The organism is Desulfatiglans parachlorophenolica, assembly GCF_055394735.1.
Genome location: NZ_AP042460.1, coordinates 1,347,407 through 1,373,899, shown reverse-complemented (window position 1 = coordinate 1,373,899; position 26,493 = coordinate 1,347,407). Strand labels below are relative to the sequence as shown.

At 59.8% G+C, this 26,493-nt stretch carries 21 protein-coding genes and 1 pseudogene; 1 reads left to right on the top strand and 21 read right to left on the bottom strand.

Annotation, left to right across the window (positions count from 1 at the left end; all coding sequences use genetic code 11):
* Positions 1-550: 550 nt before the first annotated feature.
* From ACZ500_RS06505 to ACZ500_RS06485, 5 genes and pseudogenes are all read right to left on the bottom strand, one after another.
* The gene (locus ACZ500_RS06505; RefSeq protein ID WP_464233010.1) at positions 551-1,774 is read right to left on the bottom strand and encodes an RHS repeat domain-containing protein; all 1,224 of its coding nucleotides are present in this window, start codon (positions 1,772-1,774) and stop codon (positions 551-553) included.
* Complete coding sequence (locus tag ACZ500_RS06500) at positions 1,737-2,300, bottom strand: hypothetical protein (protein ID WP_464231697.1); 564 nt, start codon at positions 2,298-2,300, stop codon at positions 1,737-1,739. The genes ACZ500_RS06505 and ACZ500_RS06500 overlap by 38 nt, the downstream gene beginning before the upstream one ends.
* 759 nt (positions 2,301-3,059) lie before the next feature.
* Positions 3,060-3,944, bottom strand: a complete 885-nt coding sequence (locus ACZ500_RS06495; RefSeq protein WP_464231696.1) for a TolB-like translocation protein — start codon at positions 3,942-3,944, stop codon at positions 3,060-3,062.
* A gap of 15 nt (positions 3,945-3,959) precedes the next feature.
* Positions 3,960-7,586 carry an RHS repeat-associated core domain-containing protein gene (locus ACZ500_RS06490; RefSeq protein ID WP_464231695.1) on the bottom strand — a complete coding sequence of 1,209 codons (3,627 nt, stop codon included), beginning with the start codon at positions 7,584-7,586 and terminating at the stop codon, positions 3,960-3,962.
* 146 nt (positions 7,587-7,732) lie between these two features.
* Positions 7,733-7,891: pseudogene (locus ACZ500_RS06485) on the bottom strand (Ig-like domain-containing protein); the annotation flags it as partial.
* A gap of 1,445 nt (positions 7,892-9,336) precedes the next feature.
* On the opposite strand from ACZ500_RS06485, the gene ACZ500_RS06480 reads away from it, so the two are divergent.
* Positions 9,337-9,555 carry a hypothetical protein gene (locus tag ACZ500_RS06480; RefSeq protein ID WP_464231694.1) on the top strand — a complete coding sequence of 73 codons (219 nt, stop codon included), beginning with the start codon at positions 9,337-9,339 and terminating at the stop codon, positions 9,553-9,555.
* Positions 9,556-9,587: 32 nt separating this feature from the next.
* On the opposite strand, the gene ACZ500_RS06475 is transcribed toward ACZ500_RS06480, so the two are convergent.
* The 16 genes from ACZ500_RS06475 to ACZ500_RS06400 all read right to left on the bottom strand — a co-directional run bounded on the left by ACZ500_RS06475 (position 9,588) and on the right by ACZ500_RS06400 (position 26,062).
* The gene (locus tag ACZ500_RS06475) at positions 9,588-10,616 is read right to left on the bottom strand and encodes a hypothetical protein (RefSeq protein ID WP_464231693.1); all 1,029 of its coding nucleotides are present in this window, start codon (positions 10,614-10,616) and stop codon (positions 9,588-9,590) included.
* 30 nt (positions 10,617-10,646) lie between these two features.
* Entirely contained in the window at positions 10,647-11,027 is a 381-nt protein-coding gene (locus tag ACZ500_RS06470) for a response regulator transcription factor (RefSeq protein WP_296997431.1), read from the bottom strand.
* Between the two features lie 148 nt (positions 11,028-11,175).
* The gene (locus tag ACZ500_RS06465; protein WP_464233009.1) at positions 11,176-12,111 is read right to left on the bottom strand and encodes a methylenetetrahydrofolate reductase; all 936 of its coding nucleotides are present in this window, start codon (positions 12,109-12,111) and stop codon (positions 11,176-11,178) included.
* A 5-nt stretch (positions 12,112-12,116) separates the two neighbouring features.
* The gene (locus tag ACZ500_RS06460; protein WP_464231692.1) at positions 12,117-12,785 is read right to left on the bottom strand and encodes a methylenetetrahydrofolate reductase C-terminal domain-containing protein; all 669 of its coding nucleotides are present in this window, start codon (positions 12,783-12,785) and stop codon (positions 12,117-12,119) included.
* 256 nt (positions 12,786-13,041) lie between these two features.
* A complete protein-coding gene (locus tag ACZ500_RS06455; protein ID WP_464231691.1) occupies positions 13,042-13,467 on the bottom strand; it encodes a hydrogenase iron-sulfur subunit in 426 nt (141 codons plus the stop codon).
* 210 nt (positions 13,468-13,677) lie between these two features.
* On the bottom strand, positions 13,678-18,117 hold the full coding sequence (locus ACZ500_RS06450; RefSeq protein WP_464231690.1) for an FAD-dependent oxidoreductase: 4,440 nt from the start codon (positions 18,115-18,117) through the stop codon (positions 13,678-13,680).
* A 17-nt stretch (positions 18,118-18,134) separates the two neighbouring features.
* On the bottom strand, positions 18,135-19,019 hold the full coding sequence (locus ACZ500_RS06445; protein WP_464231689.1) for a methylenetetrahydrofolate reductase: 885 nt from the start codon (positions 19,017-19,019) through the stop codon (positions 18,135-18,137).
* Positions 19,020-19,034: 15 nt separating this feature from the next.
* Positions 19,035-19,412, bottom strand: coding sequence for a hypothetical protein (locus ACZ500_RS06440; RefSeq protein WP_464231688.1), 378 nt, complete (start codon positions 19,410-19,412; stop codon positions 19,035-19,037).
* 287 nt (positions 19,413-19,699) lie between these two features.
* Complete coding sequence (locus ACZ500_RS06435; RefSeq protein WP_464233008.1) at positions 19,700-19,825, bottom strand: hypothetical protein; 126 nt, start codon at positions 19,823-19,825, stop codon at positions 19,700-19,702.
* Positions 19,777-20,184: a type II toxin-antitoxin system VapC family toxin gene (locus tag ACZ500_RS06430; RefSeq protein WP_464231687.1), complete on the bottom strand. Its 408-nt coding sequence runs from the start codon at positions 20,182-20,184 to the stop codon at positions 19,777-19,779. Before ACZ500_RS06430 ends, ACZ500_RS06435 begins: the two co-directional genes overlap by 49 nt.
* Positions 20,172-20,402, bottom strand: coding sequence for an AbrB/MazE/SpoVT family DNA-binding domain-containing protein (locus tag ACZ500_RS06425; RefSeq protein ID WP_464231686.1), 231 nt, complete (start codon positions 20,400-20,402; stop codon positions 20,172-20,174). Before ACZ500_RS06425 ends, ACZ500_RS06430 begins: the two co-directional genes overlap by 13 nt.
* 60 nt (positions 20,403-20,462) lie before the next feature.
* Entirely contained in the window at positions 20,463-20,717 is a 255-nt protein-coding gene (locus tag ACZ500_RS06420) for a DUF433 domain-containing protein (protein ID WP_464231685.1), read from the bottom strand.
* Positions 20,718-20,855: 138 nt separating this feature from the next.
* Entirely contained in the window at positions 20,856-22,220 is a 1,365-nt protein-coding gene (locus ACZ500_RS06415; protein WP_464231684.1) for a sigma-54-dependent transcriptional regulator, read from the bottom strand.
* Positions 22,221-22,301: 81 nt separating this feature from the next.
* The gene (locus ACZ500_RS06410; protein ID WP_464231683.1) at positions 22,302-23,777 is read right to left on the bottom strand and encodes an ATP-binding response regulator; all 1,476 of its coding nucleotides are present in this window, start codon (positions 23,775-23,777) and stop codon (positions 22,302-22,304) included.
* Positions 23,767-25,833 carry an ATP-binding protein gene (locus ACZ500_RS06405; RefSeq protein ID WP_464231682.1) on the bottom strand — a complete coding sequence of 689 codons (2,067 nt, stop codon included), beginning with the start codon at positions 25,831-25,833 and terminating at the stop codon, positions 23,767-23,769. Before ACZ500_RS06405 ends, ACZ500_RS06410 begins: the two co-directional genes overlap by 11 nt.
* Complete coding sequence (locus ACZ500_RS06400) at positions 25,817-26,062, bottom strand: hypothetical protein (protein WP_464231681.1); 246 nt, start codon at positions 26,060-26,062, stop codon at positions 25,817-25,819. Before ACZ500_RS06400 ends, ACZ500_RS06405 begins: the two co-directional genes overlap by 17 nt.
* Positions 26,063-26,493: the final 431 nt, after the last annotated feature.

The window sequence follows — 26,493 nt, the reverse complement described above, 5'->3', positions numbered from 1 at the left end:
TCAGAAGCCTTAAAAACAAAGTTACTGCCGATTCAAAATGGGTTTGCACGGAAATTTTATCGAGCGTTCCTCTCTTTAAAGGGCGCTACTGATGATCATAAAGTAAAATAACCTTTTTGTGTTTAGACACTATATAAATATTTATTGTTATCACGTTTTATTCCTGTTTTTCTTATAGCGATGTTCCGTGAGCAGTCCAGTAATCCACAAAGAGAAAATAAAAATTATCCAAAATAATATGAATTTTAAACCATTGAAATATCTCAAAGAAACAAAAAATAACACACAAATAATGATTGTAGTAAGAAAAATTTTCATTGTTATAACAAAACGATTACATTCTAATAATCTGTTTTGTAAAATCTTATTATCTTTGCCAAATATCCATACGTCAATTTTGTGGAAAATGGTAAACGAAACTATCCAAAACAAAATGATATTAACTCCCCCAAAAAGATTTTGTATAATTTGATTTTCTGAAAAAAGCTCTCTCAGTCCAAACGAACTGATCATAACCACTACAATAAAAACGGCGCTGATAAGTATTCGTTTATTCACAGGGGAAATCTTTTAGTTGCTGTAGGTTAATCCAGTCATAAATATCTTCACCTAGACTTTGACCGGAGATACATTCATATATCGCATTGAAAAGACCACCTATTTCTAATCCCGCCAAACTGGACAATCCAACAGGTAACCATGCTGGTGCCGAAGCTGCAGAGAGGCATCCTAAGGATACAGTTTGAAAAGTACCCCATCCTTGTATCCCCAGAAGAACATTCACTACAACTTGACTATTGACCTTGGGAACAACAGTATTATTAGTATCAAATGTGAAAACAGCAGAAATTGCTGCATCAGCAATCTTACCTGACAGTGCGGCTTCTTGAGCAGTTTGACCAACAATTTTCCCTATACCATTTGATAGGATACTCCCTATGATCAAACCATGTGGGTCAATCCGATTTATTGGATCATTCAAACTGTACCCGTAAAGATCCGTATCCCCTCCTACAAAGCCGATGGGGTCCTTGGCGGTCCAGCGGCCGGTGGCGGGGTCGTAGTCGCGGAATCCGAAGCGCACCAGGGCCGTGTCGGGGTCGTGGAGACCTCCGGCGAAGCCCAAGGGGATGTGCAGGCCGGGGTTGCTGTCGCTCAGGATCGAGCCGAAGGCATCGTACTGGATCTCTTTTACCACATTGCCCTGGCCGTTCACCACCAGGCGGAGCGAGCCGACCGGATCGTAGAAAAGGTGAGAGCGGGCGCCGTTTTCTCCGGTCATGGCGACGGGAAGACGGCCGTCCGCGTATTCGAAGCGGAGTTGGAGGCGGTCGTTTGCATCATAGACCGCAAGGAGCCGGGTCAGGCCCTGCCAGAGGTATTTCTCGGTGAGGGCACCGTCGATCTTTTTTGCGATGCGCCGGCCAAGGGGATCGTAGACGTACTCGATCAGCCTACCATCCGGGAGGCTGACCGACAGAAGCTCGCCGCGGCTCGCGAAATCATACAGGGTCCTCGTGCCTCCATCGTCCCGGTAGAGCAGAAACCCATCGAGATCATAGCGAAAAGAGGTCTGGCCGGTGCTCACCAGGTGATCCTCGATGGAGTACTCATACGCGCGGCCGGCGATATCCCGCAAGGCGTTATGCTCCCGGACCCGCCGGCCGTTTTCGTCATAGTGGTATTCCTCCACGAGCCGGCCGTCGAGGTGAACCGTGGCAAGCCGTCCAGCCGCATCATAGCCGTGATCGTAGACGGCCGTCCGGCCGTTCAGGACCTCGGTGCGGCGGGTGATCCGACGGGCTTTGTCGCGGAGAAGCTCCCACGAGGAAAGGGCGCCAGGTCCCGTCCGCGGCCAGCGATCCCAGGCCGGCATAGCGGATCCTGCCTTCACGATAGGGAGCCGCGTTGCTCGGGAGGTAGACCAGGGGGGCGGGCTCGCTTTGCCCCTCCTCCAGCACATAGATCCGCAGGTCGAAATCGCCTTCGAATCGCTGGCTCCACTGGAGGACATAGCTCTCGGCCGCCCAGCGGAAACGCTGGCGGGTGCTCGTCAACCAAAACGTTGCCAGCGGATTCGGGCTGTCCAGGATGATCACCCGGCTTTGCCGTCCCTCGTCATAGAGATTCGAGACCGTTGCCGTTCCAGCATCCGGACCTGTGATGCGCCAACGGTTCGTCCGGCCGTCCTCGGCATCCTCGAACACCATGACCCGGCTGTTCGCGGCCCTGGCAGGGAGGAGGAAAAGGAAGGTGATGATCACAAAAAGTGAAAGAAAAGCTGCTCTGCCATGGTTCATATCCGCCCTCCCGGCTTCTGGTTGCCATCATCACGGATCGGCCAGGCACTGGAAGGCGGCTCTTTGTGCGTATGCTCAAAACGGTGTGCATGCCTTCGGTCTGCGCAGGTCAGGTAGGGATATATCGCAAATTCTGCGCCAAGCTGGGTGAGGGCCGCGCCATCGGGCGGTCGCTATTCATGCTGCAGGCATGCATCCGGTTGAATTTATGCGGATAGGGGATTTTTTGCTCGGGAGGAGATTCGGCCGGGAACGGGGACGGACAAGGCAATGGGGGATCCTGGAAGAGGCCTCAAAACGGGTCGATGCACAATCGAGTGGGCATTGCCGCCGGGATTCAGGCCACCGATGAGCCTCCCTCTCTGATCTGACAGCCGCGAATTTGATACAGCGTCTCTGCCAAGGTGCTGTTCCCTCCTGGGGAAGCACCTTGCCAAAATTTAGCAGACGACGTCAGGGAAAAATGCACCCCTGTGATCGATAACACAAAAACTATGCAACTGGAAGCGTTGCCATTATCCCGACCACAAGGAACTACATCGCTGGACGCTTAAAACCATTCTCAAACAGGCAGAAATTTCCGACCAACAGTTCAATGACCTGCTGAAAAAGGGATGATCTGTGATTGTATAGAAAAAAAACGGCGGTTAAGGAAGGCTCAGCTTTTTCCTTAACCGCCGTCAATTAATCGTTGGCAGATATAAGTTTATTTGCCTAGGGTGTCCCAAAGGACATTTAAAATAAATGCAAGGAGTCAATTTACTTCAAAGGAATGAAGGCACCACCAAAAATATCTATTTTGTCTAACAAGAGAGTCTCCTTTCCCTCACTTAAAGTATAAAGAAATAAACCACGTGACTCATTCAACCTTAAGATATTTGACCAGGTTTGCATGGTAAATAAAAAACCACTTCCATCAGGTAACCATATAAAGCTAGTGCCCATAGACCGCAATTTATTTTCTTTTATAAGCTCTATCGTATTTGATAGTGGAAAATAAAAATAGATTTTCATACCATCGCTACTTCCGCACAAAACTTTTTTACCATCAGGCGATAGAACCCCAGGCACGATACTACTATATCCGACTTTCTGCTTTTCACCATTAGGCACATCAAGCAATACCAGTTCGTTATTCAAATCAATATACAGCAAATGAGTATTAGATACCCAAACACATGGCTGATAATTTGCAATATCACTGGCAAAATTTTGAGCATTCATATTTTTCAGGTTTTGAATCCACAACTGATTAGGATGCCGATAAAATGCCAAAAGGTTCTTTTTTGGAGAAAGTGAAGGGTGTCTTGCATTATCAATCAATTTCTTAGGTTTTTGACTCAGCGGCAGCAAACTAATGCTATAAATATTTGCGTCTGCATCTTGATCAAGCCCATCCTTGGCAACAAAGTAAATGCTTTTTTTAGCTTCATCATAAGATGGCCAATAAACATGAGACCACTTGTCATTATTTAAGATATCTCCAGCAATGCTAATTTTATCCCGCTGAAGGATACACTTGTGCAACACACCTGAAAAGGAAGCCAAAAATGGTTCATGTTTCATTGTATCATTTGCATAAACAGGCATTTTAAACAAAAAAACAATAATAAGAAAAATTGATAGAACATGCCAAAGATTCATTTCTTAGTACCTTATTTAGTGGCATGGGTTATTCTGCTGATTCCACTCGTCTAATCTGTATTCTTCCATTACTGCGTCTGCATAATCCTGGCAGTTGTGAAATAGTAAATTATACAGAAAGATTGGTGGCGTCTCTGGGGCAGTTCTATCAAAATTCCACATTGGTCTTAAATTCGCTTCAGCCTGACGTAAAATATCGTCAAACAAATACTCCCCGACATTCCGGTATTGATCCTGTAAATATTGACTTGCACGGTCCTCACGAACCGTTGAGTCCCCATAGTATCCCGAGTCATCACCGTTATCATAAAGAAATCTGTCATGGTGAAATGGCCCGCGCGTAGTATCTCGCAAACGAGGTAAATCTAAAGGCCGAACCTGTCTCCATGCCAAACCATACGGATCAATCAGATTAACCGGATTATTTAGCACATATCCGTACAAATCCGTATCCCCTCCCGCGAAACCGATGGGGTCTTTGGCGGTCCAGCGGCCGGTGGCGGGGTCGTAGTCGCGGAATCCGAAGCGCACCAGGCCCGTGTCAGGGTCGTGGAGACCGCCGGCGAAGCCCAAGGGGATGGCAAGCCCCGGGTTGCTGTCGCTCAGGACCGAGCCGAAGGCATCGTACTGGATCTCTTTGACCACATTGCCCTGCCCGTCCACCACCAGGCGGAGCGAGCCGACCGGATCGTAGAAGAGGTGAGAGCGCACGCCGTCTTCTCCGGTCATGGCGACGGGGAGACGGCCGTCCGCGTATTCGAAGCGGAGTTGGAGCCGGTCGTTTGCGTCATAGACCGCGAGGAGCCGGGTCAGGCCCTGCCAGAGGTATTTCTGGGTGAAGGCACCGTCGATCTTTTTCGCGATGCGCCGGCCAAGGGGATCGTAGACGTACTCGATCAACCTACCGTCCGGGAGGCTGACCGACAGAAGCTCGCCGCGGCTCGCGTAATCATACAGGGTCCTGGCGCCTCCGTCGTCCCGGTAGAGCAGAAACCCATCGAGATCATAGCGAAAAGAGGTCTGCCCGGTGCTCACCAGGTGATCCTCGATGGAGTAATCATAGGTCCGGGCGTCGATCCCCCTCAGGGCGTTGAACTCAGCGATTCTCCGGTCGTTTTCGTCATAGCGGTATTCCTCCACGAGCCGGCCGTCGAGGTGAACCGTGGCAAGCCGTCCGGCCGCATCGTAGCCGTAATCGTAGACGGCCGTCCGGCCGTTCAGGACCTCGGTGCGGCGGGTGATCCGACCGGCTTTGTCGCGGAGAAGCTCCCACGAGGAAAGGGCGCCTCCGGCGAGGAGGGAGGCCTCTTTCGTGATCTCCCCATAGCCGCTGAAGGTGCGGGAGGTCTCGAGGCCGTTTCCTGCGACCGTCTCAGGAAGCCCGTTCTGCGTATTGCGGAAGATCGTGTATGCGCCGGCCGAAGAGAGGAGTCCATCCAGATCGTAGCCATAGGAGACGGTCTGGCCCGCGTAGCTCAGGGCGCTCAATCGGAAGTCATCGTCGTAGGTGTAGCCGAGGGTCTGGCTCAGGGTGCCCCCGTGGGTTTCGGATAGGAGGAGGCCTCCTTCCCAGCCGTAGTGGATCTCCTCCGGGCCCGAGCGGACCCGCTCCGGTTTGCCGGGGCACAGGTAGGCCAAGTCGATATCGCCTTCGGGGGTTGCGATGCGGGTGAGCAGGCCGTTTTCGTAGAGGTGGTCGATCTGGAGACCCGAGGGGAACCGGATCGTTCGGAGCCGCCGGTCCCGGTCGTAGGTGAGGCGGTAGGAGCCGCTCAAAGGTGCGGCGTATCCGGTTGCGAGGTTGACCCGGTTGTATTCGAAGCCGTGGTCGATATCGAGGGGGTTTGTCAGGACCTCGATATTGCCGTTCGGGTCGTAGTGAAAGCGGATAAGGGAGCCATCCGGGGCGGTGATGGAGCTGATCCGGCCCATGGCATCGTGGGTGTAGGAAGTGCGCTCGAGGTCGGGCCCCGTGATCGCGCTGAGGTTTCCTCCGGCATCGTAGCTGAAGGAGGTCTCCCTTTCACCGGTAAGGGTTCGGGTCAGCCTGCCCCTGCTGTCGTAGGTGAAGCGCGTCTCGTGAAGACCCGGGATGAGCACCCGGGTCGTGAGATTTGTCTCCGGGCCGTATTCCGAGAGCGTTGTCCTCCCTTCAGGGGAGGTCAGGGTGCGGGTGGCCGCAAGGGTGTCGACCACGTACGTGCCGGTGCGGCCGTTGGTGCAAAGGGTTTCGGTCATACGGTCGCTGCAGGAGTCGGCGTCGGTGTCTTCGTAAGCGCGCTCCCGGGTCAGGGTGCGCTTCAGCCCGCCGGCCGATTGCGTCATCCCTTTCACATAGCTGAAGCGGTATTCCGGATCGAGCCCATAGGTGAAAGCGAGGTCTGTGCCGCACGCAAGCGCCTTGGTAACCGAGAGGCCGTCGGGGGAACGCGCATATTGCGTGGCGGATCCGTCCGGCGCGGTGATGGTCGAGGTGTACCCGGTGCTTGCCTCTCGGTCGAGCCAGGTGGTCCATCGGCCTTCGGCGGTGAGCATGTCGTGCTGCAGGGCGCCCTCCGCGGTCAGCTCGCGGAAAAAGTGCCACGCCCCGCCTTCTTCATCGGTGATCAGGGCGAGGCGCCCGTCCCGGTCATAGGTGTTGTGGAAGCGGTTCCCGTTCGGGTCGGTCTTGGAGGTGAGAAGGCCCTGGTCGGTATAGGTGAACGAGTAGGCGCCGCCGTCCGGGTAGGCGGCGCGGGTAAGCCGCCCGTTTCCGTCCACCAGCAGTTCGGTGATCCAGCCGTCCGGCGAGAAGATCCTCCAAGGGGTTCCATCCGCCTGCCTTTCGATCGAAAGGGTGTTTCCGAATCGGTCGCGGACCTGGACGAGACGGCCTGCTGCGTCATAGCTGAAAGCCTGCACGGTGAGGCCCGTCTCGATGTCGAAGCTCAGGAGATGATCCCCCGATGAGGAAAAGACGTAGCCCGAATCCCCGTCGGCTGCGGGGATATCCCCTTGCCCCATCACATCCGAGAAGGTCGTGGGCGGCCCCACGCGCCGGATGCACTGGTTCTTGCCCTCGGAGAAAAAGATCGCGCCCGAGGGGGTCGACACGAGGCTTTCGGGCTCGTTCATGAGCGCCTCGGTCGCAGGGCCACCGTCGCCGCTGTAGCCTCTGAAGGCATAGCGGTTTTCAGGGGGACGCATCTTGCCCGCCACCCGCACGAGGGTTCCATCCGGGTTGAGGCGTGAGATGAAGTGGTTGTAGGTGCCCGAGTTGTAGCCGTAATCGTAGCGGTAGTAGTGGGTGAAGTAGAGGGTGCCGTTCCGATCGACACAAAGATCCTTGACCGATCCGAGACCCGAGGAAAGCGCCTGCTCGTTGTACCCGGCGCAGTTCTTCCCGGCGACGGTACGGATGATGCCGTCCGGGCCGATCCTGCGGATCCTGGCCCAGATCGTCCAGGCGCAGTGGCCGTCGTAATATTCCGAGACGTAGACGTTGCCCTTGGAATCGACCGCGAGGCCGTTGCTCGAAGACCCGATCCTGAGCTTCGCATCGACGGCGCGGCCGCCGTCTTCCCGCTCCGTTCCGCCGCCGGCCAGGGTGGTTCGGCATACCCGGGGCCCACCGGTTTTCCACGGTAATCCAGACCGTCCCAATCGAAGACCATCGCCTGATTCGGAAGGGGTGCCAGGTCCTCTTCGAAGACCCTCCCCGCCGCCTCGACCCGGACGATGATCCGCTTCAGGCTCTGGGGAACGCTCGCCCCGTGTTGGTCGGTCACGGTGTAGGTGAACCGGTCGTTTCCCACAAAGCCTTCAGCGGGGGTGTAGGTGAAAACCCCTCCGCCTTCATGGGTCGAACCACCAAAGCCGGGTTGTGTGAAGGCAGTGAGGTGGATGGCGTCCCCGTCCGGGTCCTCGTCGTTTGCAAGGACGTCCGTAGTGGCGGCCGGCGTATCCATGAGCGTTTCGAGTCGATCGTCGCGGGCGACAGGGGGTCGGGTGGGCGGAGTCCGATCGAGGCCCCGGATGTCATCGACCCGCCCGGTGCCGTGAAAGGAGAGCCCCACGACGGCCTCGATAGGACCGCAGGGGCCTCCGGCCGCCGCGAAATCCGCCTCGATGTCCCTCAGGAAGGTGCGCCAGTTCCCGTCCGCGGCCAGCGATCCCAGGCCGGCATAGCGGACCCTGCCTTCACGATAGGGGGCCGCGTTGCTCGGGAGATAGACCAGGGGGGCGGGCTCGCTTTGCCCCTCCTCCAGCACATAGATCCGCAGGTCGAAATCGCCTTCGAATCGCTGGGTCCACTGGAGGATATGGTTCTCGGCCGCCCAGCGGAAGCGTGGGCCGGTGTTCGTCAGCCAAAACGTTGTCAGCGGATTCGGGCTGTCCAGGATGATCACCCGGCTTTGCCGTCCCTCGTCATAGAGATTCGAGAGCGTTGCCGTTCCAGCATCCGGACCTGTGATGCGCCAACGGTTCGTCGTCCGGCCGTCCTCGGCATCCTCGAACACCATGACCCGGCTGTGCGCGGCCCCGGCAGGGAGGAGGAAAAGGAAGGTGATGATCACAAAAAGTGAAAGAAAAGCTGCTCTGCCATGGTTCATATCCGCCCTCCCGGCTTCTGGTTGCCATCATCACGGATCGGCCAGGCACTGGAAGGCGGCTCTTTGTGCGTATGCTCAAAACGGTGTGCATGCCTTCGGTCTGCGCAGGTCAGGTAGGGGTATATCGCAAATTCTGCGCCAAGCCGGGTGAGGGCCGCGCCATCGGGCGGTCGCTATTTATGCTGCAGGCATGCATCCGGTTGAATTTATGCGGATAGGGAATTTTTTGCCCGGGAGGAGATTCGGCCGGGAACGGGGACGGACAAGGCAATGGGGGATCCTGGAAGGAGCCTCGAAACGGGTCGATGCACAATCGAGTGGGCATTGCTGCCGGGGTTCTAACCCTCGATGGGCCTCGGATGGATCCGACCTCCGCGTTTTGGCGGACCGGCGATATGCTTCGTCAAACCTTCGGGCTTCGGGGCGGCGCCCTTCTCGATACCCTGAAGAGTCTGCTTGAAGCCAGGACGATGGGCGGCCTCGAATCTCCTTATGTTGTGGACCAGACAAACTCACCCCACGCTTGCTTCGGCTCTTCGGGCCAGTCGACAAAAGGCCCGTCATATTACGGTCGGAACCCTGCTTACCGAAGAGGGTTGCAGCGTCTGCCATTTTACGCCCCGAATCACAGCCTGAAGGCTTTGCCCAGGCCACCCAGGAAATAGCCTAGCGCTTACCCGGACCACCCGCCACCGATCGGAGTTTATGAAGACATTTTTATCCAAAGGTTCTGCTCCTTTTAGAATCGAGAATCCCCCCATATTCTGTGCCTGTCTGATCTAAATAGGTTCCACTCGGAAATGGTCTTTTTTGCCGATCTGGGCGTCAATCTGCACGTTTGCTTGTGCGGCGAGCACCAGGTCGCCTCCGCGCAAACGCTTGATTTCCTTGATATTGGCAAAAAATCCTCATTTCCGGATCGGAAACTGAGTTCTACCGCGAAATCATTTCCGGATGGAAACAAGCTAGGGCAGTATGGAAATGACCATTTAAAGCAATTTATAAGGTATTGCTTATAACATGATAGAATACAAGTTGTTTGCATGATATATCAGGCGGGCAGTTTGATGACCGCCGGGACATCGAAGCAGGCGACGATGGCGGCGATGGCCCTTTCGGCCTCCTCAGGGGCGACGAGCCCCGTGATGGAGGCGACCGAGCAGTTGAGGGCGATGAGGTGGACGCCGGCTTCCTCGAACGCCTGAAGCAGGGTCGCGGTGATCCCGTAGCGGTCCCCGAAGTGCGGCCCGTTCATGGTGAAAAGGACGGTCGGGCGGCTGGTTGCGGAGACCCCGAGTTCTGCCTCCCGGCCGATGGCGGCTGACCACGCGAACTGGGCGTTTCCCGGAACGGCGATGAGGAGCCGGGTCTTCGAAACCGGGTCGGCGAGACTCGACATGAGGAAATGGAGCGGGCCGCCGGTGGGGGCGAGCGCTTCCAGGATCATGCCGGCGAGCGGCATGGACCGCTGGTCGAGGGTGAGGCTGAAAAGGTGCAGGTTGTCCGCCCAGCGAAGCCCGTAGACCTTTGGCCTTCTTTCCCTGAAAGAGGCCACGACCTCTTTGAAAAGGGCCTCTTTTCCCTGCTGGGCGAGGCGCCAGTCCACGGGCGTGTGATAGGCGCCGAAGCAGAACGGGCCGAAAACAGCCTCGGTTGCTTGCGGAACGGCTGCAGCGGGGAGGACGACGGAGAGCGCCGAGGGCGAGAACGCGAGCACATAGGGCCAGAGCGATGCGTGAGCGAAGGCCTGAATGAGCCTGCCCGCCACGACGGGGTCGTTCCGGTGTGGAAAAAGGGAGAGGACGGCCCCCGGCACCGCGGACCGCCCTCCGCATAGGATTTGATCGGGGAGGATCTCGTCGGCGCGGGGGGCGTCCTCTGACCCGAAAACAATGTTCCAGTAGGTCTGAGGGCCCGAACGTTCCAAAGTCAGGAACGGCAGGTTGACCTCGCGGGTTGAGAGGAGTTGGCAAAACTTTCTTCCCGGAGAGCCGTCCAGACCGGTCTCGGCCAAGGGGGTCCAGAGCACCTGGTCAAGAATCTTGAAGCCGCCCAGTGATAGGGGAGCACAGGTCCCCATGCCATTCCCCGCCGCCGGTGTTGTAGATCCTTAAAGAAGTCCGCTGACCACTTTCCAGAGCCCTTCGGTGTCGATGGGTTTCGGAATGTAGTCGTCGGCTTCCGTGGACATGCCGTCCCGGTGGGTGTACGTCGTTGTCGGGACGGCCTCGCCCACCGCGGTCAGGAGCACCACCGGGATGTCCTTGGTCTCGTCCTTCGATTTGAGTTCGGCGCAGAGGACGTAGCCGTCTTTCCTCGGCATCATGACGTCCAGGATGACGAGGTCGGGCCGGCGCTGCTCGATGGACTCCTCCCCCTCCACGCCGTCATAGGCGCGGCCGACTTCGCAGCCCTTGCTCTCCAGCATCATCGCCACGGTTTCCACCAGATCGGGATCGTCGTCAACCACCAGAATGTAATGTTTTGCCATATCGAAACCTCCTGAATTGTGAGTTCCCTATTTCGAAATGCTCCACGCGAGTCGAGACAAAAATGGCCCTAAACAAATAAGCGAAAACGATTTGAATGAGTTGGCAACCCTCTGGAAAGGATTTGCCGGAACAAGCCGGTTTCCAAATCTAATCTATCTGGGGCCGGGGATAGAGTCTACCCCTTTCGACGAGTTCCGGAACTTTATCTTCCCATTCGATGGCCATGATGTGAAATCCGTGTACGCCTTCCACTTCCTTCAAACGCTGGATGGCCTCGACGCAGATGTCGAGCCCTTCCTGGGGCTGTTTTTCCTTCGGGACGCCGCTCATGCGTTTGATGATCTCATCGGGCACATCCATGCCCGGCACCCGGTTCTTCATGTATTTGGCCATGCCGGCCGATTTCATGGGGGTGAGACCCGCCAGGATGTGGACCTTTTCGTGCAGGCCCCGGTCCCTGACGCCCTGCATCCATTTTTCGAACTTGTCGAGGTTGTAGATGCACTGCGTCTGGATGAACTCGGCGCCCGCCGCGACCTTCTTGGCCAACCGGGCGACGCGGATCTCGAAGGGGTCGGCGAAGGGGTTCGCCGCGGCCCCTACGAACATGCGGGGCGGGCGTTTGATCTCGTCGCCGCCGAGGAACTTGCCTTCGTCGCGCATGCGCCGGACCGTCTGGATGAGCTGCATCGAGTCGATGTCGAAGACGTTCTGGCCGGTCGGGCAGTCCCCGAAACTCTGGTGGTCGCCCGAGAGGCAGAGCATGTTGAAGATATCGAAGGAGGCGGCCCCCAGGATGTCGCTCTGAAGCGCGATCCGGTTGCGGTCCCGCACGACCATCTGCAGGATGGGCTCGAGGCCCATGAGCTTGATGTGGATGCAGGAGGCCAGGCTGCACAGCCGCGTGACCGACGTCTGGTTGTCGGTGATGTTGATGGCGTCGACATGGCCCTTGATCATCTCGGCCTTCCGGGTGATCGCCTCGGGATCGCTCCCGCGCGGGGGGCCGCATTCGGATGTGACGGCGAGATGCCCGGCTGCCAGGATCTTTTCCAACTTGCTGGGTGTCTTCAGGGTAGCCATTCCGCTCATAGTCTCACATCCTCCCTCACCACGGTTCTGGGGCCGCCGGCCCGGTCGGTCGACCAATCCTTGATGGGCGCAAGAATCTCGTAGTCGTCGAGGCGTCCGAGTTCCTTCAGGCGGTCGATGATCAGCTGCCAGGCGCAAGGGACGTCCTTGCTGATCTCGCACTTGCCCTTTGAGGATCCGCCGCAGGGGCCGTTCAAAAGCCGTTTCGCGCAGCGGGAAATAGGACAGATCCCGGCGGTGCGGCCCAGTATGCACTGGCCGCAGCCCTGGCAGCGCTCGCTCCAGACCCCGCGCTCCTCCGTGACGCCCATGAAGCAGGTGTTGACGCCGGGATAGATGGGGGTCGAGAAGTATTTTTCCGCCATGAACTGCACGCCCACGCCGCAGGCGATGGACACGACGGCATCGTACTTGTCGATTACGTTCCGGATCTCCTCGAGGTACTCGTGATCGCACTGGCGTTCGAGGGTGACCTCGTCGATCTTGACGTCCTTGCCCTGGTTCATGAAGTACATGCGCAGTGCGGAGGCCAGGACCCCGACCTCCTTCTTCCCGCCCGCTTCACAGACGGTGACGCACTCGTTGCAGCCCGCTACGAGAATGGATTGTTTGTCCTTCACGTAGTCGATGATCTCTTCGATCGGTTTCCTTTCGGCAACAATCATGTCTTGCTCCCTCTCAATCAATCGCGCAGGGTTGCTCGGCTTCCCCTCTCACCGAAGGGAAACGTGCCACGCTCTCCGGGAGGCATTTCTCAACCGCGCGCGGCAGGCCGTGGAAGGCCCCGGAACGGGCACTGGTTCGTCAAAACGCTTGATGCTTTCATAGTGGCATTTCAAAATTTATGCAATCCAAAACAGCACAAAAATCCGGGTGCCGTCGACTGGATTCGAGCATTCTGGATTCAGCCTCGGCGCTCCATCAGGCGGCCTTCCTGGCGAGCTTGATCGGATTGGGGCCGAGGGCCTTGATCTTCTCGGTCATCTCGGTGGCGATTTCCGCGAAGCGGGGTCCCTCACCTGAAGACAGGTTGTACATCTGCAGCCGCTCTCCGCCGATCCCGACGGCGTCGAGGATCTTCTGCGCCGCCTCCACCCGCCGGCGGGCCCGGAGGTTCCCGCGGATAAAGCGGCAGTCCCCCTCCATGCACCCGACGATGTAGACCCCGTCGGCGCCCTTTTCGAAGGCGTGCAGCATGTGGATGATGTCTACCTTGCCGGTGCAGGGCACGCGGATGATGCGGATTGTCCCGGGGTACTGAAGCCTCATCGAACCTGCCAGGTCCGCGGCGGTGTACCCTCAGAAGTTGCACGCAAATGTGACGATGATCGGTTCGCTCTGTTCCATTGTGATGACCCCTTTGCGGCAAAGCCTAGGCCTCGCCGAACTGTTTGGTTGAGCCGGCCCCCTAATCTGTCTGCGGGGCATCCGCCTTTCCGTCGCGCGGAGTCGCCCGGTGCTGTCCGGAGGGCGGCGTTTCGCCCGGACTGTGGTCCGCCGATCCGCCTGCCGGAGGCCCCTTTTCAGGGGAGCGCCCCGGCCTTGAGGATGCGCTGACTACAACACCCCCTCGAGCAGGGCGTCCACCTTGCTGATCAACTGTTCGTCCTCGTACCAGTTGAGCTCGATCGCCTTGGCCGGGCACTCGGCCGCGCAGATGCCGCAGCCGTGGCAGAGGGCCTCGTCGATCTCGCTCGCACCGAGTTCGTTGATGCGCGGCACGCCGTAGGGGCAGGAGCGCACGCAGATGAGGCAGGAGGCGCACTTGTCCTGGTCCACCCGGGCCGTCACCGCCGAAAGGGTGATCTCGGTCTGCGACAGGAACGTGGTGGCGCGCGAGGCGGCCGCCAGGGCCTGGGCGATGGTCTCCGAGACGAGCTTCGGGCTGTGCGCCGTTCCGCAGACGAAGACCCCGTCGCTCGCCATCTCGACCGGCCGGAGCTTTACATGCGCCTCCAGGAAATACCCTTCCGCGTTCCGCGGGACCTTCATGATGCTGGCGAGTTCCTCGGTGTCCTGTGCGCGCATGCCGGCGCTGAGGGCGACGAGTTCGGCCGCGACCCGGATGTCGCGCTGCAGGACGTGGTCGGTGAAGGTGACCGTGAGCCCATCGTCCGAGCTTTCCACCCGGGGCGGGTTTTCCGGCTCGAAGCGGGCGAAGATGACGCCCATCTCGCGGGCCTTGCGGTAGTAGTCTTCGAGGAGCCCGTACATCCGCATGTCGCGGTAGAGGATGAAGACATCGGTCGCCGGGTTCATCTCCTTGATGTGGATCGCGTTTTTGACCGCGCTCTGGCAGCAGATCCTGGAGCAGTTGGGGTTCTCCTCGTTGCGTGAGCCCACGCACTGGATCATGACCACACGGTCGACGCCGTCGATCCCTGTTTCCTCGAGCCGTCGGCCGAGCTCGATCTGCGTGAGCACGCCCTCGTTCTCCCCGTAGAGGAACTCCTTCGGCACGTACTCGGTGGCGCCTGTTGCGATGATCACCACCCCGTGATCTATTTTCCGCTCGTACATACCGGGGCCGACCAGGATCTCCGTCGTGAAGTTCCCCTTGAAGCCGCCGAAGTTGACCACGAGGCTGTTGGTCAGGACCTGGATCTTCTCGTTTTGGTTCACCCGCTCGATCAGCTTGTCCATGTAGGCGCGGATGTCGGCCCCCTCGATGGTGGTGGTGAGCTGTCGTGAGAGGCCGCCTAGCTGCGGCTCCTTTTCGACGATCACCGTCTCGAAGCCCTGGTCGGCCAGGCCGAGGGCCGCGTTCATGCCGGCCACGCCGCCGCCGACGATGAGGGCGCGCTTGTTGACCGGGATCCGCTTCTCGTGGAGCGGATGCAAAAACCCGGCCCGTGCGACCGCCATGCGGACGAGGTCCTTGGCCTTGAGGGTCGCGGCCTCGTGGTCGCCGGCGTGCACCCAGGAGTCCTGGTCGCGGATGTTGGCCATCTCGAAAAGGTACTTGTTGAGGCCGCAGGCCTGGAGCGTCTCCTGGAAGAGCGGCTCGTGGGTCCTCGGTGAACAGGAGGCGACGACCACGCGGTTCAGGTTGTGCTCCTTGATGACCTCCTTGATCTTGTCCTGGGTGTCCTGGGAGCAGGTGAAGAGATTGTGGTCGGCAAACGCCACGTGCGGCAGCCCCGCTGCGTACTCGGTCACCGCCGGCACGTCCACCACGCCCGCGATGTTGATCCCGCAATTGCAGACGAAGACGCCGATCCGGGGCTCCTGCCCCGCCACGTCGATCTCGTCCGGGATCTCCAGGACCTTCGTCTCGAGCCAGCGCGCCGAGTCGAGCTTCGAACCGGCCGCACAGGCCGCGGCACTCGCTTCGACGACCGAGGTGGGGATGTCCTTCGGGCCCTGGAAGATGCCGCAGGCGTAAACACCGGGACGCGACGTGCTGACGGGCCTGAAGGGCTCGGTGGCGGCGAAGTGGTAGCGGTCGAGATCGACCCCGACCCGCTCGGCCAGACGCACGGTCTCGGGGTTGATCTGGAGGCCGACCGACAGCACCACCATGTCGAAGGTCTCCCCGTGGATGGTGCCGCTTTCATCCGAGTACTCGATCTGCAGGTCATCGGTCCCGGGGATCGGGCTGATGCTGTGGACACGCGAGCGTACGAACCGGACGCCGTGCTCGCGCTCCGCCCGGTTGTAGTACTTCTCGTAGTCCTTCCCGTAGGTGCGCATGTCCATGAAGAAGATCGCCGTGTCCAGCGCTTCCTTGCTGTGGTCCTTGGCGATCACGGCCTCCTTGATGGCGTACATGCAGCAGACGGCCGAGCAGTACCCGTTCCCGCACGTGTGCGGATCGCGCGAGCCCACGCACTGGAGCCAGGCGATCTTCCGCGGCTCCTTCTGGTCCGACGGCCGCTGGAGGTGGCCCATCGTGGGGCCGGAGGCGCTCAGGATCCGCTCGAACTCCCCGCTCGTGAGGATGTTCGGGTGCGACTGGTAGTGATAGAGTTCCTCGTATGGGGAGGGATCGAACATGTCGTTGCCGGGGCAGAGGATGACGGACCCCACGGTGATCTCCCGCTCGAGGGCCTTCTGCTCGTGGTCGATCGCCTGGGCGAGGCACGCCTTCACGCACTGGTAGCACTCGCTGCAGATCCCGCACTTGAGGCATCGTTGCGCTTCCTCCCGGACCTCCTCTTCGCTGAAGCCGAGGTTGATCTCCCGGAAGTTCCCGCGCCGCTCCTGGACGGGCAGATGGCGCATCTCGACCCGCGGACGGAAGGGCTCCCCCTTGGCGTCGGGCTTCTCGTAGGACCAATCCTTTTCACGCCCCTCGCGGAGGTCGACGTTGTTCAGGTACCGGTCGATGCTCTCCGCCGCGGTCTTGCCGCACTCGACCGCCTCCACGACCGATTTCGGGCCGTAGAAGACGTCGCCGCCCGCAAAGACCCATTGGGCCGGCGTCTGGAGCGTCACCGGGTCGGCCGTGAGTCCCCCGCGCGCACCGACCGTGATCCCTTCCTTCTCGGCGTAGGAGAGATCCGCCGCCTGGCCGATGGCCACGATGACCGTGTCGGCCTCGAGGGTGGTGAGATCCGCCTCGTCGTACTGCGGGCGGAAGGCGCCCTTTTCGTCGAAGACGGCGGTGCAACGCTTGAACTCGAGCCCGGCGAGCCGCCCGTCCTTCTCGATGAAGGCGCGGGGTCCGAGGCTGTTCACGATCTTGACCCCTTCCTCGAGCGCCTCTTCGATTTCGTAGTCCCAGGCGGGCATCTCCTCGCGCTTCTCGAGGCAGACGAGGGTGACATCCTTCCCGCCCTCACGGAGGGCCGTCAGGGCCACGTCTACGGCCACGTTGCCGCCCCCGACCACGACGACGCGCTCGCCCACCGCAACCGGCCGTTCGAGCGCCGTTTCACGCAGGAAGTCGACGCCCTTCAGCACACCGGGGAGGTCCTCCCCGGGCACGTTCAGGCCGCGGCTCAGATGCAGCCCCGTCCCGATGAAAACGGCCTTGTACCCGTCGGCCTCGAGCCCTTCGAGGGTGATGTCCTCGCCGAAGGCGACCCCGGTCCGGATCTCGACCCCCATGGCCTCGACGATGCCGATCTCCCGCGCCAGGATGTCGCGCGGCAGCCGGTAGGCCGGGATGCCGACGGCCATCATGCCGCCCGCCACCGGGAGCTTTTCGAAGACCGTGACGGTATACCCCTTCAGCGCCAGGAAATAGGCCGCCGCCAGGCCGGACGGGCCGGCGCCGACGACCGCCACCTTTTCGTCCCGCTTCTCCTCGGGGACCGCCGGCACATACGGCTCACCGCCGCTCCGGTCGACGTCGGCGAGGAACCGGTGGAGGTACTGGATGGAGATCGGTTCGTCCACGTCCCCCCGCGTACAGATCCCCTCGCAGGGATGGTGGCAGACGCGCCCGCAGACCGCGGGGAAGGGGTGCGCCTCCATGAAGAGCTCGAGCGCCTCGCGGTATTTCCCCTGGTTGATGAGGGCGATGTAGCCCTGGATGCTGACGTGTGCGGGGCAGGTGGCCTTACAGGGCGCGGTGCCGCGTTTGCTGATGGCATAGCCGCCCGGGATGGCCTGGGGGTATTTCTTGTAGGTGGCTTTGCGTTTGCTGAGCCCGAGGTTGTACTCGTCGTCGAGTTCGATCGGGCAGACCTTGGTGCACTCGCCGCAGCTCGTGCACTTCGAGAGGTCCACGTAGCGGGGCTCCAGCCTCACGCGGGCCTGGAACAGCCCCTCGTCCCCTTCGAGGTCCATCAGTTCCGCATTGGTCAACAACTCGATGTTCAGGTGCCGGCCGACCTCGACCAGTTTGGGTGAGATCACTCACATGGCACAGTCGTTGGTGGGGAAGGTCTTGTCCAGCTGGGACATGAGCCCGCCGATGGCAGAGGATTTCTCCACCAGGTAGACGTAGTACCCCGAGTTGGCGAGGTCGAGGGCGGACTGCATCCCGGCAATGCCGCCCCCCACCACCATGACCGATCCCGATACCTTTTTTGCCTGATTCTCCGTCATGATGCTGGTTTCCTTTCTTAGAGCCTGGCGATGTCCAGGACCTGGGGGAGCTTGTCCTCCCACCCGATGGTTGAAATCAAGGTTCCGGCAAGCCCCATCTCCCTGAAGGCGGCCACGAGCTCACCGGCGATCTTCGTGCACTGGTAGGCCTTGTCCCCGGCCTTCTGGATCGATTGGATGGTGTCGGGAGGAATGGAGATGTGGCGGATGTTGCGGTCGATGTAGCGCGCCATGCCGGCGGATTTGAGCAGCAGGACGGTCGGGATGACGGCGACGCGCGAGGTGTCGATTCGCTTCAGGACGGCCTTCAGCCGATCCGGCTCGAAGATCGGAGTGGTGACGATGAAGCGTACGCCGAGGTCGGTCTTTTTTTGCAGTTCGGCCAGCTCCACCTCGAGGGCGCCGCCTGCCGCCCCGGCGTTGAAGGTGCTACCCACAAGGAAGTCCGGCGCGGCGCCCTGCAGTTCGATGCCGGCCATGTCCTTGCCCCGGCCGAGGGTCTGGAGCATGCCGAGGAGTTCGAGCAGATCGAGGTCGTTGACCGCGCGGGCCTGGTGGTGGTCGCCGAAGGTGATATCCTCCCCCTGCACGGCCATGACGGATGGGATCCCGAGGGCGGCGGCTCCGAGCAAGTCGGCCTGGAGCGCGAGGCGGTTCCGGTCGCGGCAGCAGGCCTGCATAACCGTGTCGAACCCGTGCCCCTGCAGATAGGCGCAGCCCGCAAGCGAACTCGCCTTCATGACGGCGTTGGCCATCTCGGGGATCACCAGCGCGTCCACGCGGCCCTTGACCAGGTTGGCGTTTTTCAGCAGTATCGAGAAATCCGCCCCCTTCGGCGGCTCCAGTTCGCCCAGGACGATAAATTCACCGGCTTTGATCTTTGCCTCCAGTTTCATGCTCATGATTCCTCCCAGGAATTAATGTGGCGGCCTGTTCATGGCGTTGGCGATCGCCATTTCGAGGTCCTGAATGCCAAACGACTTGATGTGGTAAAAAAAGATTCGCTGCTGGCGCACCTTGCTCTCGAACTCCGGCGTGTTGGTCTCGGCGCAGATGATGATCGGAAGATCCTCGGCCATGCCCTTGATGATGGAGATGAAGGTGCAGTCTTCCTCGAGCAGAGATGCGTCGAGGACCAGGGCGTCCACGCGCTGGTTCTGGATGGTCAGGAGGGTCTCCTTGAGGGTGCCGGCATGCACCCCCTCGAGTCCGTTGTCATCCATGAAAGGCCGCAGCTCCGGGGCCATGACGCTCTGCGGTTCGGCGATGAGAACGGTCTTGCGCGATGCATCCATAAGGTGTGACCTTTTCAGGTTGTCTTGCTGTCCACCGTTCAGCCCTTCTCTCCGGGGCCTGCATCTCTGAGAGGGGATTCCGCGAACCAAGCGCCGGATCCCCGGATGCGCCCGAGTAAGAAGCATCAATAGTGCCAAAAAGACTTAATGATTGAATTTACACGAGAAAGAACTGTTCGCACCACTCAAGGGGAGGGGGAGGAGATGAGGTCAGTGGGGCAATTTGTACCAGTCTAACGAGCGGTGACTATTAACTTATTGATATAAAATTGTTTTATGCAGATGCGTCATAATGCCCCATCTGTTACCTTGTGCCTCATGGGGTGCTGATCCAGCAGCAGAACCTCTATAGCCTGGGCAGATTTCAGAAAGTCCGTATCGTTGGTGACGATAGCGTCGGAATGGGTTGCCAGCGCAGTCGCGGCGTGGATGGCGTCGGGGGGGTCCGCAGTCCGTACAGTGCGCGCAGGCGAGCCGCTTCAGCGGAGATTTTGGAGTCAAGGGGACATATCTGCAGATTTGGGAAGGTGGTTAGAAGGTTGAGAAGGGTATTCGCCCTTTTGGGGTCCTCTGCCCGATATGCAGGAACAAGCAATTCTGCGAACAGCAGAGTAGAAATCACGCCCGTGAAACGCCCCGCTTCGATCGCGCGGAAAAGTTCCCGCACCACCTCGAAGTGAACCGGATGCTTTTCGAGAAAGTAGATGAGCACCGGGGTATCCAGCGCAAGCTTTTGGCCTTGCGCAAGGGATGCGATCTTCAACTGTCCCATTGCGCCCTGGATCCCTCCATTTCTAGTTCATAGTTGCGCCAGATAGTCGAGGCACACTGTTCCAAGGCATCTACATGGGAATGGGCTGCCTTGCGGATGACAATGCTGCCCCTTTCCTCCAAGACTTGAAGCACGTCGCCAGGCTTCAACCCGAGGCGCCTGCGGATATCCGCTGGCAAAACGATTTGTGACTTGCCGCTGAGTTTCACGAGGGGCATGGTTTGACTCCTGATTTGACGGTTGTTTTACCGCATTATAAAGCAGGTCCGCCCAATCTGTCAATGCGTAGGGGCGTCGCTGCGTCGAGAGCAGAGGTGTCCCTCAGAATGGATGCCTTCTGATTGGCGCTTTTTCAGTTGCAGGCAGGCCTTGATATTGTCAAAAGTCAGTTGCGGATAGTAGCCCGTTATGATTTCGTCGAAGGGTAGGCCTTCCTCAATCAATTCCAGCACATTCTGCACAGGAATCCTTTTCCCCGCCACACAAGGTTTCCCAAAATGAACGTTTGGATTCACCGTAATTCTTTGCTGCATGAGATGCTCCCTTTTCCGCTAGAGGCGGCTCGCAATTCAAATGGGACGATTTTCTTGCCTTCAATGCCAGTAAGAGCGTGTGTCTCCTGATAACTCGATGTCACACCGCATCATCCGATGAGAGGGCGGGAGCCTCATCTATTCGAGCCCGTACTTCTTGATCTTCAGGCCGAGCGTCTTGCGGTTGATGCCGAGGATCTCGGCGGCCTTGATCCTTTTTCCGCGGGTGAGGCGCAGGACGAAGGCGATGTACTTCTTTTCGAGCTCTTCCAGGGTGAAGGGCTCCTCCGAGAACATCTGAAACTCGCCCTGGCGCTGGGAGATGAAGGCGGGCAGGTCGCGTGCGCGGATGACCGGGGTGTCCTCCAGGATCAGGACCCGCTCGATGGTATGCTCGAGCTCCCGGACGTTGCCGGGCCACCCGTACTCCTGAAGGATCTCCATCGCCTCGGAGGAGACTTCGGGGAGGGCGCGCTTCAGCTTGCGGCAGTACTTTTCGAGGAAGTGGTGGATCAGGAGCGGGATGTCGTCGGTACGCTCCCTGAGCGGCGGGAGCCTGAGCGGCACGACGCTCAGACGGTAGAAGAGGTCTTCCCGGAAGGTCCCGGCGGCGACGCTTTCGGCCAGGTTCCGGTTGCTGGCCGAGAGGATCCGAATGTCGAGGCGCGTCTTTTTCTGATCCCCGACCTTCATGAACTCGCGCTCCTGAATCACCCGGAGGAGCTTCGCCTGGATCTTGAGGCTCAGGTTGGAGACCTCGTCGAAGAAGAAGGTCCCGTGGTTGGCGAGTTCGAAGAGTCCGTGCTTGGTCTGGATGGCGCCGGTGAAGGACCCCTTGACGTGCCCGAAAAGCTCGCTTTCGAGCAGCGTCTCGACGAGGGACGAGCAGTCGACGGCTACGAACTCCTGGTCCTTCCGGAGGCTCTTAGCGTGGATCGCCTGCGCGACGAGCTCTTTGCCTGTCCCGCTCTCGCCCGTGATGAGAACCGTGCTGTCCGTCGGTGCTACGCGCAGGATCTTCTCGAAGATCTTCTTCATCGGACGGCTCTGCCCGATGATGAGGCTGTCCTTAGAGTCGATCCGGAGGCCCTTTTCCCCCAGCGCCTCGGCATGGCCCTGGTCGCCCTCCGGCGGCCAGACGATCTTTTTGAGGGCCGCGTCGAGGTCGTCCAGGCGGAAGGGCTTGACGAGGTAGTCGAGCGCCCCGAGCTTCATCGCGTGGACCGCGGTGTCGATTGTCGGGTATCCGGTGATCATGATGGCGGGAAGTTCGGGGTGCGCGGTGCGGATGCGCTTCAGGAGTTCGACCCCGTCCATGTCCGGTATGCGGATATCGAGGAGGGCCAGATCGAAATGCTCCCGGGCGAGCATCTGGAGCGCCTCCTCGGCCGCGGCGACGGCGACGGGCTCGAGTCCACGGCTCTGCAGCGCGCGGCTGATGCCGCTTCGGACGACCGCCTCGTCGTCGACGATAAGGACGCGGCGGATGGAATCATACGTCATCGGGATTCCTTTTCGATCAGGCCCGGGAAACAAGCGTTCTCATTCGGGACTGCAAAAGCTCGACGCCTGTGCAGGCGGCCCTCAGGGCGCCAGGGCGGGCAGGAGGATCCGGAAGGTGGTGCCGCCGTCCGGGACGCTTTCGACATCGATGCTCCCGTGGTGCGCCTCGATCACGCCCTTCACGATGGCAAGCCCGAGCCCGGTGCCCATGACCTGGCGCGTCCTGGGGTTCTTGACCCGGTAGAACTTGTCGAAGATCTTGGGCAGTTCCTCCGGTGCGATGCCGATGCCCCGGTCCCGGATCTCGATCTCCACATACTCCCCTTGTCCCTCGGCGCTGATCGTCACCTCGCCCCCGTCGGGCGAGTAGTTGATCGCATTGCTGATGAGGTTCGTCATGACCTCGTCCATGTGCTTCGGGTCGGCGGGGATCGGCCCAAGATTGCGGGCCGTAAAGCGGACCGTAACGCCCTGCTCGCGGGCGCGCGGCTCCATCAAAGCGACCGTCTCTTCGATGATCTTCTGGAGGTCGGTTGGCACGCGCGTCTGCGTGGAGTGGGCGGATTCGATCTTGGCGATGTCCAGGAGGTCGTTGATGAGGTCCAGCAGCCCGTCGATCTTCTTCATCCCCCGCGCGATGAAGTCCTTCTGCTTCGGGTCGAGCGGCCCGGCCAGGCCCTCCAGCATCACGCTCTGCTGCTGCCGGATGGAGACAAGGGGGCTGCGCAGCTCATGAGCGACCATGTGCACGAAATCCGTCTTCATCGCGTCGAGCTGCTTGAAGGGCGTGATGTCTTCGAGGACCGTCACGGTTCCCACGACCCCGTCTTCGGGGCCGAGGGCCGGTGCGGAGATGGCTCGCAGAAACCGCCGCCCGGCCTGGATCTCCTGCGCGATGGTGGCATCCGGGGCCGATTCGCCTGACTGGATCTTCTTGAGCGTCCCGATCAGGGCCTCGTCCTGCAGGAAGGCCTTGACGGAGGCGGGGAAGGCCGTGTCGGGTCCGAGTTCCAGAAGCCGCATCAGGGCCGGGTTGTGCAGCACGACCTCGAGGTTGCGGTTGGTCACCATGACGCCGTTCGCCAGGCAATTGATGATCGTGCGCAGCCGGCTCTTCTCGAGGCTCAGGTCGTAGAGGTTGCGGCTGTTCTCTTCCTGGAACCGCCTGGCCTGCTGCTCGAGCCGCCGCTTTTCCGCGGCCCGGGCGATGGTCAGGAGGAAAGGGTCGATCTGGAACGGCTTCGTGATGAAGTCGTAGGCGCCTTTTTTCATGCACATGACCGCCGTATCCACGGTCCCGTGCCCGGTGATGATGATCACGGGGATGTCCGCATAGCACTCGTTCAGGATCTCGAGCAGCGTCTCCCCGTCCATTACGGGCATCTTGAGATCGAGCAGGATCACGTCCACCGGCTGCTTTTGCAGGATGTCGAGGGCGACCTGTCCGTTCTCCGCTCCGGTGACCGTGTAGCCCCGGGTCGAAAGTACGCGGTGGCAACCGTCCCGGATGGTCTTCTCGTCGTCTACCACCAGAATGTCGGGCTTGTCATCCGTCATCGTCCAGTCCAATGAATACGGGTTTATCCTCTTCCCTGCACGTGTAGTCGAGCGGGAGTTCGATCCTGAAGGTCGTGCCGCCTCCCGGCGGGCACTCGAAAGAGATCTGGCCGCCATGGAGCTTGATGATGTTCTGGGAGATGCTCAGGCCCAGGCCCGTGCCTTTTCCAACCGGTTTCGTACTGAAGAAGATGTCGAAGACCTTGTCGCGCAGTTCCTCCGGGATGCCGGGACCGGAGTCCGAGACCTCGATGATGAATCGGCACTGGCCTGGCTCGTAGCGCGCCTTGATCGCCAGGTTACCCTTGTAGTTCATGGCGTCGGCCGCGTTGATGAAGAGGTTGGTGAAGACCTGCTGGAGCTGCCCCATGTCACCTACCATGTCGGGCATCTCGGGTTCGATCTCCTTCGAGACCTGGATGTTCTGGAAGGTGGCCTGGTGGACCAGAAGGTTCAGGGTCTTGGTGATGAGCTGTTCCAGGCCGAACGAGGCGACCTTGCCGACGGACTGGCGGCTGAACTCCAGAAGCTCCGCCACGATATGCTTGCAGCGCAGGGTCTGGTCGATGATTTCCTGGATGTCCTTCAGGTGCTGCTCGCGGCCCTGCAGCGCTTCCTTCAGCAGTTCGGCATAGATGAGGATGCCGGAGAGCGGGTTGTTGATTTCGTGGGCGACGCCGGCCGCCATCCGGCCGACCGAGGCGATCCGCTCCGACTGCACGAGATGAACGTGGGCCTCCTCGAGATCCCGCCGCATCTGCAGCACCTCCCGCATGTCGGTGAAGACGCCGACGCTGCCGATGTCCTTCCCGTCGATCGTGATGAGCGAGGCGGTCAGGGTGATCGGGATCTTTTCGCCGTCCTTCGCCGTGATCTGCATGCTCGTCGGGTTGAGCTTCCCGGGTGGTCCGTAGAGGCCGCTGCGCATCTTCTTCATGTTGGCGCGCGCGACGTCTATGTCGTAGAAAATACTGAGATGGCCGTGGTCCACGATCTCCTTGGCCGAAAAGCCCGTCAGCCGCTCCATCCCCTCGTTGAAGATCAGGACGTTGCCCTTTGTATCCACCACCACGATGCCGTCGACGGTGCTCTGGATGACGTTCTGCAGAAAGATGTTGCTCTTTTCGACCTCCTTTTCGAGCCGGATGCGGTCCGTGACGTCCCGTGAGGCCTCTAGCAGTTGCACGGTCTCGCCCTTTTCGTTCAGGATGGGGGAGACGGTGACCACCTCGTAGCGCGTCTCCCCGTTTTCATCTTCGAACTCGTGGATCGTGCTGATGGTTTCCCCGGTCTTCTGCACCTCCTCGAGGTAGCACGCCCGCCCGCACTCTTTGCAGGGCTTCGTGAGTCCGTAGCGCAGCTCGTAGCAGTGCTTGCCGAGGATGTCCTGATAGTCGAGGCGGTTTTCGCGCAGAAAGGTCTTGTTGACCGTGTGGATCGTCATGTCGGTGTTGACCACCATGATGCGGTAGGGGAGGGAGTCGAGGATGGTCTGGGTATCCTGGACGGTTCCGGGCGTGCAGACGTCACGGGGCTCCGCCGCATGCTCCCGGATGAGCGGCTGGATCAGGAGGCTGCAGATCTTGCCGTCGATCAACCGCACCCCGGCGGGTTTGCACGCCGAAACGGCGGCTTCCGCCTCCGGCCGGTCCCCTGTTACGAGGAGGGCGTCCAGCCCCGGCTGGCCGCAGAGGTCTTCATAACGCTCCGTCGTGTAGATCCCCATCGCGCGCGCGAGCTTCATGCCCACCGCCTTCCGGTCGGGGTCGGCGACGCCGATCACCTTGACGGCAAGCCGCTGCCTGGGCCCCTCGTAGAGTCCCGTCAGGATCCCGCAACTGTGCTCTCCGCCGCCCACGAGCCCCACACGGAGCATCTCCGTCGAAGGCCCTCGGCCGCCGCCGGGCTTGGCCGGCGGCATCACGCGCTTGTGGGGATCGGATTTCAAGGCATCGGGATCCTTCTCAAGCATCTGGCAGATTTCGTCACGGGCGGCGCACCTCCGCTCGATGTAGAGGATCTTTCTCTGGAAAGGCATCTCAGGCAAGGCGGTCACGGACCTTCCGTTCGAGATCGCGAATGATCGCCTTCAATGCCGCTCCGGCCTCAACGGGGCCGGACTGGTTCCAACCCTTATCGAGCGCCTCGCGCTTCTTTTCCTGAAACTGTTCCAGACTGCTCGAGAGGGCCTCCCAGGCGAAAAGCTTCTGAAGAATGTGCCGCTCCGGCGCCGAGAGGTCCCTGTCGGTGTCGAAGCTCTGTCCGTTTTGGGTGGTGAAGATCATGGGGTGCGCGTTTCCGGCGGAAAGTTCAGATCGAGAATGCTCCGGTTATTATCGGGAATATCGATTGGAATTCAAGGAAAAAACATCGGTCGGCTTTTTGGGAGCGGATGCTTTGCCCATTGCAACCGGCATCGGGTTGGGGTAAGAAATAAGCACGTCGACGGAAATAGGTTCGTTCTGATACAATGTTTTTTGTCACAGGCATCGCGCCGCCTGCTCCTTACCATCTCTTCGGGATGCACCCTGATGCCGCTGCAGGCTGCAAATGCGGACCGCGGCCCCCGTAAGGACGGCCGCTGATGCCGTCAGAGGCAGAGTGTGCCCCCTCTGGTATCAGCCCCCAATGCCTTTCCGGGTTGTCCGACGTCCATCGCCTGGTCAGGCGTGTCTCGCGGGGGGCTTACCGGCGCAGGCCCGACCGCCGCGTTCAA